The organism is Advenella kashmirensis WT001, assembly GCF_000219915.2.
In the GTDB taxonomy this organism is placed as follows: domain Bacteria; phylum Pseudomonadota; class Gammaproteobacteria; order Burkholderiales; family Burkholderiaceae_B; genus Advenella; species Advenella kashmirensis.
The window spans coordinates 1285590-1299589 of record NC_017964.1; the positions used below are offsets into that span (position 1 = coordinate 1285590).

Here is a 14000-nt window from a genome sequence, read left to right on the forward strand (position 1 = left end):
AAGCAGGACAATATATGATTCCCGTTGTACTGGCATCGGAAAGCGCTGCCGCCGCGCAGAAATGGCTGAAGGTGATTGAGCAGCACTTTCCTGATCTGGATGCCCATATCTTTGACCCACAGGCACCATCGCCGACACCGGATGTGCGCGCTGCGATCGTCTGGAAACCGCCGGCTGCGCTGTTCGCACGTTATCGCGCCCTGGATCTGGTATTCAATATGGGCGCAGGCGTTGACGCTATTTTGCGTCAACCCGAGATTGCCGACACCACCCGCATTATCCGCCTGGAAGACGCGGGGCTGGCCAATCCCATGACTGAATATGTCATCCATTATCTGTCGGGCATCACCCGTAATTTCGGCGTTTATGAGCAGCACAGGGAAAGTCGCCTGTGGCAGGGAGCAGAACAGACACCAGTGCAACATTGCACGATCGGCATTATGGGACTGGGCGTAATTGGTGCGCGGATTGCGCAGGCTTTAAGCGCGCTCGATTATCCTGTTCAGGGCTGGTCGCGCAGCCCGAAGGCATTACCGGGCGTCAGGAGCTTTCATGGTGAAGAGCAGTTCGCGGGCTTTCTGGGTTCAAGCCAGTTTCTGATCAACGTTCTGCCACTGACCGACCAGACGCGCAATATTCTCAATCGTAACACGCTGGGACACTTGCCTAAGGGCGCCGTGCTAATGAATATAGGTCGCGGTGAACATCTTGTGGAGGCGGATCTGATCACTTTGCTGGACTCCGGGCATCTGTCACGAGCCGTTCTTGATGTGGCTCGTGAAGAGCCGTTGCCAGGCGACCATCCTTTCTGGACCCATCCGGGCATCACCCTGACACCGCATATTTCCGGACCCACCAATCATTACCAGGCAATCAGGCAGATTCGCGGCAAACTACAGGATGCGCTGCAGGGCAAACCAATCAGTGGTGAAGTCATCCGAGATACGGGTTACTGATCATTTCCAGGCAATACATTCGTTCAACCGGGTCAACCGCTTTACCGGCTGGCGTATTGCCGGGTCAGTGATCAGCCGAGTTCAGCCCCCATCAGACTATGCGGGCCTGCTGTGCAAACGCGGTGTGGCTGCGCCATTGGCGTTACAATCGGGCAGAATAATGAAACGCATACGATACGCAAACGACCATCTGACCAATGGGGAGCCATCAATGTCGACTGCTCAAGCACCTACACCGCAACATCCGGCTGCATCACCCGCGCCGCAAGCCATCATATCGCGTCTGAAAGACGCGACATTCGACGGCGGGCTACGGGCGTTCTTTGAGTACCGCGATCTGGGGGTGTCCCAGGCAACGGCAGGTGCTTATTCCGTGCATGTGATTCGCGCCCTGGATGGGCATGAAGCGTCGGGCGTACCGCACCTGCATCAACTGGATTTTCAGTTTGTATATGTGCTGCAAGGCTGGGTCGAGTTCGAGTACGAACAGACCGGTGTGGTCCGTCTGGAGCGGGGCGATTCGGTTTATCAGCCTCCTGGCATCCGCCATCGCGAAATAGCCCACAGTGCCGATCTGGAAATGCTGGAAGTGGTCGCGCCGGCAACATTTTCTACGGCCACGCTGGAGCATGTCTGAATTATGAAGGTATTGGTGCAGCGCGTGCGTCAGGCAAGTGTCCATGTAGATGGTGTTGAAGTCTCTGCAATCGGGGCTGGCATGTTGCTGCTGGTTGGCATCGCCCAGGACGATACAGAACAGGACGCACAATATCTGCTGCGCAAAACGCTGGCCTTGCGTATCTTCAATGATGACAACGGCGTGATGAATCTCTCGGTGCTTGATGCGGGCGCCCAAATTCTGGCCGTCAGCCAGTTCACGCTCATGGCCGATACACGCAAGGGCAATCGCCCTTCCTACATTGCGGCGGCACGCCCCGAGTTTGCCAAGCCGTATTTTGAACGCTTCGTGCAGCAGCTTTCAGCGGGGCTGGGGCAGGCAGTCCCGGTCGGCGTTTTCGGCGCCAATATGCAGGTGTCCCTGGTCAATGACGGTCCCGTCACGATTTTGCTGGACAGTCGTGACCGATAAACACAGATGCAATGAGGTTCGGCAGCGATCCACCTTTGCACCGATCTGCAGCAGAGGGTGGTGATGGACACGATTTATCTTTATGTGGTTCTGGGGGCGGTGGTAGCCGGGTTTGTACAGGGCCTGTCGGGGTTTGGCTTTGGCCTGGTGTCCATGGCACTATGGGCGTGGGTGCTGGATCCGCGCCTGGCTGCCGTGCTGGCGGTGTTTGGCGGAATGACCGGGCAGATCGTGGGTGCCTTATCGCTGCGACGCGGTTTTGACTGGCGCTTGCTGGTGCCGTATGTATTGGGCGGGCTGGCTGGCATCCCACTGGGCGTCATGCTATTGCCCATGCTTGATGTGAACATGTTCAAGGCGGCGCTGGGATGCCTGCTGATCGTCTGGTGTCCGATCATGATATTTGCCAGGCAGCTTCCCAAAATCACCTTTGGCGGCAATATTGCCAACACCGTCGTGGGCCTGGGCGGCGGTATCATGGGCGGACTGGGCGGTTTTTCCGGTGTTTTGCCGACGCTGTGGTGTACGCTGCGTTATTCCAATCGTGATACGCAGCGGGCCATTATCCAAAATTTCAATCTTTCCATGCTGTCTCTGACGATGCTGTCCTACATCGTGTCCGGCATGGTAACGCGACCTATGCTGCCCATGTTTCTGCTGGTGGTGCCGGCGATTCTGATCCCGTCCTTTATTGGCACCCGGGTGTATGCAGGATTCAGTCCGGAGCGCTTCCGCCTGGTTGTGCTGATGCTGCTGACGATCTCGGGCCTGGCGCTGCTTGCCTCGGCCGTTCCGCAGCTTGTTGCCGCCTGAAGAGGCGGGTGAGCGTTAAAGTTCACCTTCAAGCGCCATCGGACCATCGGCAATGCGGGGCCATATTGCCAACGCAACGCCGCCGCATGCGCAGCGCTCGATAGGAGCGCGCGTATATTGGCCGGTGGTTGTTGATCGGCGTTCAGAAGAACAGAAAGTACAGCACCGGTATCAAAATAGCGGTAAAGATGCCGTTCAGGCTCATTCCCAAACTGGCGTAAGAGCCGGCTTCCTGGCTGTGCTTGAATTCCGTGGCTGTGCCGATTACGTGGGAGGTTACGCCCATGGCCAGTCCGCGCACGTCATCGTGCCGGATGTTCATCCATTTGAAAATGAAGGGCCGATGGTCGCCCCCAGAATACCGGTAAAAAATACAAACGCCGCGGTCAGTGGAACTGCGCCTTCAAGCGAACGCGCCAGTTCCAGCGCGATGGGCATGGTGGCTGCTTTTACCGATAGGCCGATCAGAATGTTGCGGTCGGCACCCATCAACCAGGCCAGACCGACAGATGAGCACACGGCCACCAGCGAAGAGACTACCAGGGCCAGCAGAATGGGGCGCAGCTTCTTCTTGATGGTCCTGCTGTGCATGGCAATCGGCACCGCCAGTCCGACGGTCGCGGGCCCCAGCAACAGTGACAGATAATGGGCGCCCTGCAGATAACTGCTGTATTCGATATTCAGCAGTTGCAGGATGACAATAATAAGCGTGGTGGCCACCAGCACCGGGTTGAGTAAAGGGAAATAACCGCTGCGGGCGAACAGCCACGATGCCAGGCAATAGGCGAAGATCGTTAATAGCAAACCGGTCAGGACAGCGAACACGGCAACTCCGAAAATAAGAATGTCATCTGTTTAACGCTGCTTGTCGGCATAACGAAATACCAGAATACCGGCCAGTAGCGACAGGACTGTACTGACGATGACAGCTGTGATAACGGCGGGCCAATATCCGTCCAGCAATCTGTAGCTGACCATGATACCTACGGTAGCCGGTAAAAACAGGAGCGCCAGATGCGAGAGCAGGGCCGGTATATGTCTGGCCATCAGCGTAAACAAGGCTGGCCAAAGTTTAAACCCCAACAGCAGCAGGAGCAGGCCCACAATAGGGCCGGGCAGCGGCAGGGTCAGTGCACTGCTGAGACTCTTCACCGGCGAAGTAGCAGACTGCAATCACAAGTAGAGATACGAGCATAAACGTTAACTGTCAGAGACAAGGGTATGGAAGTGCTCCATTATACTTTCTTATCAATAAGGTAATGCTGGGTGTAAGGTCAGTATATTTTTTACTTAAAGTTAATGATCAAAGGGCGCCTTATTGTTGATAAACGTCCTGGTCAAAGCGCACCTGCGACCGTTGCCGAATCCGGATTGCGCAACGGTATGAGATCGGCTCGGCGGATATGGTACTCTTTGAATATTACTCATAATGTCGTTCAATAACAGGATCAGGAGTCAACCCATGAAGCTTAGAAATGCCAGTCTGCTTAAAGACAAATGTTATATCAACGGTAAATGGATCGGTGGCAAGGAGATCATCGAAGTGACCAATCCGGCAACCGGCAAGCGCGTTGGCACGGTACCCAAATTAGGGAAAAAGGAAACCGCAGATGCCATCAAGGGCGCCGACAAGGCCTGGCCGGCATGGAAGGGGCTGACCGCCAAGGAGCGTGCCGCCATTTTGCGCAAGTGGTTCACGCTGATCAATGACAATGCGGATGATCTGGCCTACATCATGACATCTGAACAGGGCAAACCCCTGGCCGAAGCCAAAGGTGAAGTCACTTACGCCGCTTCGTTTGTTGAATGGTTTGCCGAAGAAGCCAAGCGCGTTTATGGCGATACAATTCCTGCGCCGCAAACGTCCCAGCGTATCGTGGTGACCAAGGAACCTATTGGCGTATGTGCCGCCATCACACCGTGGAATTTTCCCGCGGCGATGATTACCCGCAAGGTCGCGCCTGCGCTGGCAGCAGGCTGCACAGTCGTGATCAAGCCGGCGTCGCAAACGCCGCTGACTGCACTTGCGCTGATCGAGCTGGCTGAACAGGCGGGCATTCCCCCTGGCGTCATGTCGCTTATTACAGGCAATTCATCTGAAATCGGCAAGGAACTGTGTAGCAACCCGCTGGTGCGCAAGGTCAGTTTCACCGGGTCGACCGAGGTAGGGCGCTTGCTGATGGAACAGTCGGCCAGCACCATCAAGAAAGTGTCCATGGAGCTGGGCGGCAATGCGCCATTCATCGTTTTTGACGATGCCGATATTGATGCGGCGGTTGAAGGCGCGATGATCTCAAAATACCGGAATGCCGGCCAGACTTGCGTCTGCGCCAACCGTATCTATGTGCAAAAAGGCGTGTACAAGGCATTTGTCAAAAAACTGGTGGCTGCCGTTGAAAAACTGGTCGTGGGTGATGGCACCGGCAAGAACGTACAAATTGGTCCGCTGATTGACGAGAAGGCCGTGGAAAAAGTGGAAAGCCACATCAGCGATGCCCTGGGACACAAGGCCAAGGTGCTGACGGGTGGTAAACGCAGCAAACTGGGCGGGCTGTTTTTTGAACCGACGGTCATCGGCGACGCAACGCAGGAGATGGCGTTTGCCCGTGAAGAGACATTCGGCCCGCTGGCGCCGGTATTCAAATTCGAAACAGATGAAGATGTCATCAAAATGGCGAACGATACCGAGTTCGGCCTGGCCGCTTATTTTTACGCGCGCGACCTGGGACGCGTCTGGCGGGTTGCCGAGCAACTGGAATACGGCATTGTCGGCATCAATACCGGTCTTATTTCTACCGAAGTGGCGCCGTTTGGCGGCGTGAAGCAATCCGGCCTGGGTCGTGAAGGCTCTCATTACGGTATCGATGATTACCTGGTCATCAAGTATATGCTGATGGGCGGCATCTAATAAACCGGGGGCCCGGTGCACCATTGGCCACCGGGCAGTTAACTTTCAATCGTCAATATTCGATTAACCGAGCAGATACGTATTACTTAACATGAAACAGCAGATACCCAATACCTTTCGCCAGAAATTGCTGGCCCGTGAAACACTCATTGGCACGTGGCTGAGCACCACCAGCCCCATGCTCGCCGAAGTGGCGGGCGTTTGCGGCTACGACTGGCTGCTGCTGGATGGCGAGCACGCGCCCAATGACATTCCTGCGCTGACCGCCCAGCTGCAGGCCATTAACTCCAGCAATAGTGCAGCTATCGGCCGTCCGCCAGTCAATGACCAGACCCTGATCAAACAGTATCTGGACATCGGGTTTTACAACCTGCTTATTCCATTCATTGAATCTGGCGAGCAGGCTGCATACGCGGTGGCGGCAACGCGTTATCCACCGGCAGGCGTGCGTGGTGTTGCCGGTATGACCCGGGCCAGCAGCTATGGCACCGAAGCAGATTACTTCAAGCAGGTCAATGACCATATCGGCGTGATCCTGCAAATTGAGAGTCGCGCGGGCGTGGAGGCGGTAGAAGACATTGTTGCCGTAGACGGCGTGGATGCCATTTTCATTGGTCCTTCCGATTTGTCGGCCGCTTATGGATATCTTGGACAGCCGCAGCATCCAGAGGTGCAACAGGCCATTGCCCATGTCCATGAAGTGGCGGCCGCTGCCGGCAAAGCCAGCGGCATTCTTGCGGTCGTGCCCGACGAGGCTGCCGCTTATATCAAGCAGGGCTTCAGTTTCGTGGGTGTCGGCGTTGATCTTTCCGTCTATAAAAATGCCTTGATGAGCTTGCGCAGCCGATTTTAAGCGTGGTGTAGCGACAGCGTCATGATGGCGTTTTATAGTAAGTTTATAAACGAGGATGCTGACTAGTTTGAAACTCAGGATAATTTTTGCGAGCTGTCTTTCTTTTCTGATTTGTCCTGCCGGCTCATCGTTCGCCCAAACGATCACGTATGCAATGGGCGATGATGCCCCGCGCAGTGTGCAGGCTGTTGGCGCAGATAGTGCAGCCGGGGGGGCGACCGAGCTGCCGCCCTCCTGGTCATTCGATCCGGAAAAAAACAAAATTATTCTGTTGCCAGTGGATGAGCCCATCGCGACGCCTGAACCCGGCCAGGCGGTGCCGCTTGAGCAACTGGTTACTGCCGACGCGTTGCGTGGCGTGGACAACTGGGAAAATTATCAGTATGAAGCTGCGCTCGGCGCATTCATGTCGGATCAGGATGCTGCAGCGTTGCGCAGGCCATCGTCCAGAATCACGCTCAAGCCCGTGCAAAGTTTTTCTACCGGCGCACGCACCTGGAGTCTGACGACCGAGGACAGAAACCGGATCTCACTCGGGTCCAATCAGGTCGTGAGTCCGATCGGCCAGAGTGGCTTTCGAATCGGCGGCATGCAGTTGAGCCGGCAGCCGGACAGCACGCAGGACAACTGGTTTATCGATAGTAACCAACTGGCCTATTCGACGGCGGCGGGGGCCATGGATTATTCGGCCGCTTCGGGCGAAGATGCCAGCTTTCACTTCGGTAGTGGCGCCGCCAATACCGCTGTGCGCTATGGATTGAGCGATTCGGCTTCGGTCGATACACAAGTGCAATTGGCCCGCTCGCTCAAGAACGTGGGCCTTGGCGCCAGCTACGCCCTGGATGACATGGGCGATTTGCGACTGACCGTGAATGCAGGCAAGTACGAGGGCGATGCAAACTGGCGCTCGATGTTTGCCTATCGGGCCAAGGTGTTCGATCTGGCGACGTTGCAGTTCTCCAATGAGTTAACCAGCGCCCACTATATGGATTTGTCCAGGCTGTCGCAGGATCCATTGTCGGACCGCGCCATTCGCAATCAGCTGAAACTGACCTATCCGCTTGATACACAGTCGCAGGTGTCAGGCACGTTTGAAAACAGCCGGGTGTTTGACGGCGCTTCCGAACAGCGCTTCGGTGTGGAGCAAAGCTACAAGCTGGACTCTGTCCTGTTCAAACTGAAGGCGCAACGCGCCGTGCACAGCGACGACGGCTTATTGCAGTTCAACGTGGATATTCCTATCGGTGGCCGTTAACTGGCATTGCCTAATTGGCAGCTGCTCACGTGACTTTTCACGGTCGTCCATTATCCGCGGCCTTGAGTGCGGCCTTTAATATGGCAGAAAAAAAAGGGGCTTTTGTGCCCCCATCCGAGTTCAGTTCGTGGTGCTGGCCGAGGGCAGGGGAGCCTGTTCTGCAATCTCGTTTTGCGCTAGGATGCGCGCGAGAATATCAGGTACTTCGAATACGGCCTGATTGTTCTGCGCTTTAACCCGCTCCCGATAGCTTTCCAGATTCTCCAGTAAGTGATGCACTGCCTTGTTGATTTTTGCGAAGCTGGGTAGCACAATGCCCAAGCCGTTATCGGTGACCCATTCGCCGTTATAGCGCTCCTGGATCATGGTCCATTTGTTGCAGACGATAATGACCGGCATATCCTTGCGGATGGCTTCACTGATGCTGCCGGGGCCGGGTTTGCCGATAAAGAAATCGGCCATTTCCATGAAGATGGGCATTTGCGTAGTGAACCCTTCCACCAGCTTGTGTGCGCGCGTTTGCATCTTGCCTATTTTCTTGGCCAGCGCCGCATTGTGACCGCAAATGTAGATCATCTGCACATCCGAGAGCTGTTTGGCGATCTTGATCATGGTTTTTGAACCGTGGCCACCGAACATGACCAGCCCTACCGGCTTGTTCGGGTCAAAGCCGGCAGCGATCAGTTGTTCGCGGCGATCGATGTCGGGTTTCTTGTAGAAATCAGGATGCAGCAGCATACCCGAACTCGCATGGATATGGGAGTCGGGATGGCCTGCGGCACGCGCCTGTTCCACTGCCTTGTCGGTGCCACAGATGAAATGCTGTTGCTGGTTTTTTTCAATCCAGAAATGGGGCGCATTGTCGGCCAGGTCGGTTAAGATCGTCACATAAGGCACGCCCGGCAGCGACGAAACCAGGCTTTCGTACATGGCCCGGTTGAAATTGGGAACCAGCGAGACAACCATGTCGGGCTCGGTTTCAATCCAGTGTTCCTGTAGCCGTTTGACCATCACCTGGTGGGTCAGCCGGATAAATGCCTGCAAAATGCGCAGTTCCGGCGTCATGGCCATGGTCCAGCCTTTGGCCAGTTGCCGATTATAAAATTCTTCGGGGGCAACGCCGGTCACCCGTTTATAGACCTGTCGCGAGTCGAGTACTTCAAACAGGTTGACGAGCCTGACGTTCCAGTGAGGATGGCTGTTTTTGAGCACCGCCTCGAGGGCCCGGGCCGACGCCCGATGACCACCGCCCGCATTGAAATAGATCAAGTCAATATTTTTATTCATAAATGGCTTTCTCTCAATGGTTCAGATGAACAGTTTATGACCGTATTGTGGCATGAATATGAATTGCCGCAAATTATAAAATGTGTCGGACTGATACGAATATACAGAGCCGATGTTATGTCCTTTAATAAAGGCGCGAAAGCGCTCGTCATTCGACAACAGGATTGGCGTGTTGTTCGCTGGCAATTGACCGTCGGATCAAAGGGGCGCAGGCGATAAAAAACCCGGCTGCGCCAGGAGCGCGACCGGGTTGGTACACATGCAATTGTATTTACAAGACGCTATTTTTGCGCAATCGTGGTGTTGACACCCGTGTCATGTGAAGCCCAGCGCGCGGTAATTGACTTGGTCTGGGTCCAGAACATGACCGCCTGCTTGCCGTTAGGCCCCAGATCGCCCAGTTTGGAGCCGCGCGAGCCGGTAAAGCTGAACCATGCGACCGGAACAGGGATCGGAATATTGATGCCGATCTGGCCTACGTCGATATTGTTCTGGAAATAGCGCGCATTGCCGCCGCTTTGTGTGAAAACGGCAACACCATTGCCATTCGGGTTGCGATTGACAAACTCCACCGCTTCTTCCAACGTATCGACGCACACGATGCAAAGGACCGGGCCGAAAATTTCTTCGCGATAAATCGCCATGTCTTCTTTGACATCTGAAAAAATGGTCGGGCCGATGAAATTGCCGTCTTTATAGTCGGCGACAACAACATCGCGGCCATCCAGCAGCAGGCTGGCTTTTTCGTCCACGCCGGTCTGGATCAGCTGCGCCACCCGCTGCTTTGCCCGCGGTGACACCAGAGGCCCCAGATCTGCCTTGCGGTCGCTGCCCGCATTCACTTTCAGGCCTTTTGATTTTTCTACGAATTCGTCAATCCATTCCCGGGCCTGGCCCACCATGACCGCTACCGACGTGGCCATGCAGCGCTGGCCAGCCGCACCAAAAGCGGCGCCGACCAGTTGGTTAAGAGCCACTTCCTTGTCTGCATCGGGCAGGATGACGCAGTGATTCTTGGCGCCCATCATGGCCTGGCAGCGTTTGCCCGCATTGGAGGCGCGTTGATAAATCTGCGTACCCACATGTGTGGAACCAATAAACGAGACTGCTTTTACATCCGGATGTTCGCAAAGGCGGTTGGCCACGTCCGGGCCGCCATGTACCACGTTGAGTACGCCGGGGGGCAGGCCCGCTTCCTGCGCCAGTTCGGCCAGATACAGCGATGCGCTGGGGTCCTGTTCCGAAGGCTTGAGCACAAAGGTGTTGCCGCAGGCCACGGCAATGGGAAACATGAAGCAGGGCAGCATGACCGGGAAATTGAACGCGGTAATTCCCGCACATACGCCAAGTGGCTGGATCAAGGTATATACATCGATTCCGGTGCCGGCATTTTCTGCGTATTCACCCATTTGCAGGCTGACGATTGAGCATGCGTGTTCGATCACTTCAAGGCCACGGCCCACTTCGCCTTCTGCATCAGGCAGTGTTTTGCCATGTTCCAGTGTGATCAGTTCAGCCAGTTTTGCTGTGTTGTCGCGCACCAGTTGCTGCAGTTTGAGCATGACGCGCATGCGGTTGCCCTGGCTGGTATTGCGCCAGGTCGCAAACGCAGCCTTGGCGCTGGCAACCGCCTCGTCCACTTCCGAAATGGGCGCCAGCGGTACGCGGGCCACCACTTCCTGATTGGCCGGGTTAACGACATCAAGCCAGTCCTTGGCCGTGGACTGGACTTTTTTTCCGTTGATCAGCAGCGGAATATTGGGTATGGCACTCATAACATCAATCCTTTAATTTTTTACAAGAGGGCAGGTAGATTCGGACAGGGGGCTAAATGCTTCAGCTGCCGGAATGGTGGCAATCAGTTTCGAATAATCCCATTCGCCTTTCTTTTCACCCGGCTTTTTGACTTCGTACAGGTACATATCGTGAATGACCCGGCCATCGGCACGGATAGAGGCGTTATGCATGATCGGGTCTTCGATCGGCAGCTTGCGCATCTGCTGCGCCACCTTGGCGCCATCGGTCGTGCCTGCAGCGGCTACGGCTTTAAGGTAATGCAGCACGCTGGAGTACACGCCGGCCTGGGTCATGGTGGGTTTCAGACCCTTATAGGCTTTGGCAAAGCGGTCGGACCACTGGCGGGTGCCTTCGTCAAAGTCCCAGTAGAAGCCGTCTACATAAGTCAGGCCCTGGGCGTTTTCATTGCCCAGCGCGCGCAGGTCCGACAGGAATATCAACAGGGCCACCAGGCGCTGGTCGCCACCACTGACGCCAAATTCCTTGGCCTGTTTGACGGCATTGACCGTGTCCTGGCCGCCGTTGGCCAAGGCGACAACCTGCGCACCGCTGCTTTGCGCCTGCAACAGGAACGAGGCATAGTCGCTGTTGTTCAATGGATGGCGCACCTGCCCAACCACCGTGCCGCCCAGTTTCTTGACCATTTTCGCGGTGTCGGCTTCAAGCGAATGACCAAATGCGTAATCTACGGTCAGGAAGAACCAGGATTTGCCGCCAGCCTGAACCGTAGCTTTGGCGCCGCCCACCGATTGGGAATAGGTGTCGAACATCCAGTGAAAGCCCACCGGCGAGCAGGATTTATTGGTCAGTGCGGTGGTAGCCGGTCCTGAGAACAAGGCTATGCGGTTTTTTTCCCTGGCTACGTTCTGCACTGCCAGCGCTACTGCTGAATTGGTCAGATCGGCGATGGCGGTAACGCCCTGACGGTCAAACCATTCGCGTGCCTTCGCCGCCCCGACGTCGGCTTTGTTCTGATTGTCGGCAGATACCAAATCGATTTTCATGCCCTTGCATGGGCCAGCCAGACATTCATCAATGGCAAGCTGCGCTGCCGCAACCGAACCGGCGCCGCCCATAGAGGCATAGGTGCCCGACATATCGGTAAGCACACCCACTTTTACTTCTGGTGCATCGGCGGCCCAGGCGCTAAGCGCCACGCACGACGACGCAGCCAGTACTGCTTTCCTGATCAACATAGGAGTCTCCTGAATTTTTTAATAGTTTTATCGTTTTGTTTGCAAAACGTATCCAGTTTGATGTGTATAAATCAATTTTGCAATAGAATATTTGCACATTTAATGTTCATTTTTGCACAATACAATTACAACAGAAGCACAACTCATGCGCAACCTTTATACAATGACTCATGCCTGACTGGGACGATATCCGCTATTTCCTGGAAGTGGCCAGGACACACAGAGCCAGCGCCGCAGCAGCGCGGCTGGGGGTGGAGCATACCACCGTGGCCCGGCGCATCCGCCGCCTTGAGGCGGACCTGGGACAGCTGCTTTTCGACAAATCGCGCAGCTCCGGATTTACCCTGACCCGTTCGGGGCAGCAACTGCTGGCGCATGCAGAGCAGATGGAAACGCATTTATATAATGCGCAGGAGCAGATTCTGGGAGTGAGCCAGAGTCCGGCCGGGCATGTCCGGGTGGCAGCGACCGAGGCCTTTGGTTCCTGCATTATTGCGCCCCTGTGTGCACAATTTCAGAGTCAGTTTCCCGATATGACCATAGATGTGCTGCCGGTCCCCCGTTTTGTCAGCCTGACTCGTCGCGAAGCCGATATTGCGATCACCATAGAGCGTCCGGCGCGCGGGCCTTATGTCACTCGCAAGCTGACCGACTATACGCTGCTGCTGTACGGGACCCAGGCCTGCTTTGATCGCTATGGGGCGGTCAATACCGAAGCGGATCTGCATCATCATCGTTTTATCAGTTATGTGGATGAACTACTGTTCAGCGACCAATTGCGGTATCTGGAGGACATCCTGCCGTTTACCAAGCCCGTCATAAAAAGCACAAGTGTCATCGCGCAATATTACAGTTGTCTGCAAGGTCACGGGCTGGCCATTCTGCCGTGTTTTCTTGCCGGTCAGAATCCACAACTTATTCCGGTGCTGCAGGACAGAATCGGGATCACGCGCAGTTTCTGGATTTACTACCATGAAGAACTGAAACGACTGAAACGTATTGTGATGCTTTCGGAACACTTATGTGACATCATAGGAAATAACCGACTGCTGGTACAGGGCAGGATGCCGGTGCAGCAGGTACAATGACAATCGACAAGCAATTTGTGACAACCTGATTTCCAGAAGGAGTACACGCATGACCACTACACTGACAGCAGCAGACGGACACATTCTGCAGGCCTATACGGCCGGCGCCGAAGACGCGGAACGGGGCATTGTGGTCCTGCAGGAAATTTTCGGGGTCAATAGCCACATTCGCGATGTCTGTGATTTCTATGCTTCAAAGGGTTATCGTGTGATTGCGCCGGCGCTGTTTGACCGGATCGAACCGGGTGTGGAAATGGGCTATACCGCCCAGGACATTGAGCGCGGCAAAGCGTTCAAAGCCCGGGTGAGCTACGAGGAGGCGCTCAAGGATATTGAGGCAGCCGCCGCCGCCTTGTCGTCACAGAAGAAAATCGGCGTGGTCGGCTTTTGCTGGGGTGGTACCCTGACATGGCTTGCCGCCTGCCGCAGCGCTGCCTTTTCGGCGGCTTCCTGCTGGTATGGTGCCGGCATTGCCGAGTTGCGTGACGAAAAAGCCCAATGCCCGGTGCAGATGCACTTTGGCGACAAAGATAAATCCATTCCGCCGTCTGATGTCGAGGCGATCCGTGCCGCCCAGCCTGACGTTGACATCTGCACTTATGACGCGGACCACGGCTTCGGATGCGACCAGCGCGGCTCCTACGATCCCTTTGCCAGCGAACTTGCGCGCACTCGCACAGTGGAATTTTTCAAGGCGCATCTGTAACCTTGCCTTGCAGCCAACGCAATGTCATACGCCCGATTATCGGTGCTAAGC

The 14000-nt window shown here is 55.5% G+C and carries 13 protein-coding genes and 1 pseudogene; 9 read left to right on the plus strand and 5 right to left on the minus strand.

Annotation, left to right across the window (positions count from 1 at the left end; genetic code table 11):
* The first annotated feature begins 14 nt into the window (after positions 1 to 14).
* From TKWG_RS06050 to TKWG_RS06065, 4 genes are all read left to right on the plus strand, one after another.
* Positions 15 to 956, plus strand: coding sequence for a 2-hydroxyacid dehydrogenase (locus TKWG_RS06050; protein WP_014749995.1), 942 nt, complete (start codon positions 15 to 17; stop codon positions 954 to 956).
* Positions 957 to 1167: 211 nt separating this feature from the next.
* Positions 1168 to 1593, plus strand: a complete 426-nt coding sequence (locus TKWG_RS06055) for a cupin domain-containing protein (RefSeq protein ID WP_081489379.1) — start codon at positions 1168 to 1170, stop codon at positions 1591 to 1593.
* Between the two features lie 3 nt (positions 1594 to 1596).
* Positions 1597 to 2046 carry a D-aminoacyl-tRNA deacylase gene (gene dtd / locus TKWG_RS06060; RefSeq protein ID WP_014749997.1) on the plus strand — a complete coding sequence of 150 codons (450 nt, stop codon included), beginning with the start codon at positions 1597 to 1599 and terminating at the stop codon, positions 2044 to 2046.
* Between the two features lie 63 nt (positions 2047 to 2109).
* Positions 2110 to 2859 carry a sulfite exporter TauE/SafE family protein gene (locus tag TKWG_RS06065; RefSeq protein ID WP_014749998.1) on the plus strand — a complete coding sequence of 250 codons (750 nt, stop codon included), beginning with the start codon at positions 2110 to 2112 and terminating at the stop codon, positions 2857 to 2859.
* Between the two features lie 142 nt (positions 2860 to 3001).
* Here the strand turns inward: TKWG_RS06065 and TKWG_RS06070 are convergent.
* Together TKWG_RS06070 and TKWG_RS06075 are read right to left on the minus strand one after the other, a co-directional pair.
* A pseudogene (locus tag TKWG_RS06070) lies at positions 3002 to 3684 on the minus strand (LrgB family protein).
* A gap of 30 nt (positions 3685 to 3714) precedes the next feature.
* Positions 3715 to 4011 carry a CidA/LrgA family protein gene (locus tag TKWG_RS06075; RefSeq protein ID WP_014750001.1) on the minus strand — a complete coding sequence of 99 codons (297 nt, stop codon included), beginning with the start codon at positions 4009 to 4011 and terminating at the stop codon, positions 3715 to 3717.
* A gap of 310 nt (positions 4012 to 4321) precedes the next feature.
* On the opposite strand from TKWG_RS06075, the gene TKWG_RS06080 reads away from it, so the two are divergent.
* From TKWG_RS06080 to TKWG_RS06090, 3 genes are all read left to right on the plus strand, one after another.
* On the plus strand, positions 4322 to 5767 hold the full coding sequence (locus TKWG_RS06080; protein ID WP_014750002.1) for an NAD-dependent succinate-semialdehyde dehydrogenase: 1446 nt from the start codon (positions 4322 to 4324) through the stop codon (positions 5765 to 5767).
* 91 nt (positions 5768 to 5858) lie between these two features.
* Positions 5859 to 6620, plus strand: coding sequence for an aldolase/citrate lyase family protein (locus tag TKWG_RS06085; RefSeq protein ID WP_014750003.1), 762 nt, complete (start codon positions 5859 to 5861; stop codon positions 6618 to 6620).
* 154 nt (positions 6621 to 6774) lie between these two features.
* Entirely contained in the window at positions 6775 to 7875 is a 1101-nt protein-coding gene (locus TKWG_RS06090; protein WP_014750004.1) for a fimbria/pilus outer membrane usher protein, read from the plus strand.
* Between the two features lie 120 nt (positions 7876 to 7995).
* Here TKWG_RS06090 and TKWG_RS06095 read toward each other — a convergent pair whose 3' ends face one another.
* The 3 genes from TKWG_RS06095 to TKWG_RS06105 form a co-directional block, all read right to left on the minus strand.
* A complete protein-coding gene (locus TKWG_RS06095; RefSeq protein WP_014750005.1) occupies positions 7996 to 9162 on the minus strand; it encodes a glycosyltransferase in 1167 nt (388 codons plus the stop codon).
* 281 nt (positions 9163 to 9443) lie between these two features.
* Positions 9444 to 10937, minus strand: coding sequence for a CoA-acylating methylmalonate-semialdehyde dehydrogenase (locus TKWG_RS06100; RefSeq protein ID WP_014750006.1), 1494 nt, complete (start codon positions 10935 to 10937; stop codon positions 9444 to 9446).
* A 12-nt stretch (positions 10938 to 10949) separates the two neighbouring features.
* Positions 10950 to 12155, minus strand: a complete 1206-nt coding sequence (locus TKWG_RS06105; RefSeq protein WP_014750007.1) for an ABC transporter substrate-binding protein — start codon at positions 12153 to 12155, stop codon at positions 10950 to 10952.
* Positions 12156 to 12325: 170 nt separating this feature from the next.
* Here TKWG_RS06105 and TKWG_RS06110 point away from each other — a divergent pair, with 170 nt between their 5' ends.
* A complete protein-coding gene (locus tag TKWG_RS06110) occupies positions 12326 to 13243 on the plus strand; it encodes a LysR family transcriptional regulator (RefSeq protein WP_014750008.1) in 918 nt (305 codons plus the stop codon).
* A 49-nt stretch (positions 13244 to 13292) separates the two neighbouring features.
* Complete coding sequence (locus tag TKWG_RS06115) at positions 13293 to 13949, plus strand: dienelactone hydrolase family protein (protein ID WP_014750009.1); 657 nt, start codon at positions 13293 to 13295, stop codon at positions 13947 to 13949.
* Positions 13950 to 14000: the final 51 nt, after the last annotated feature.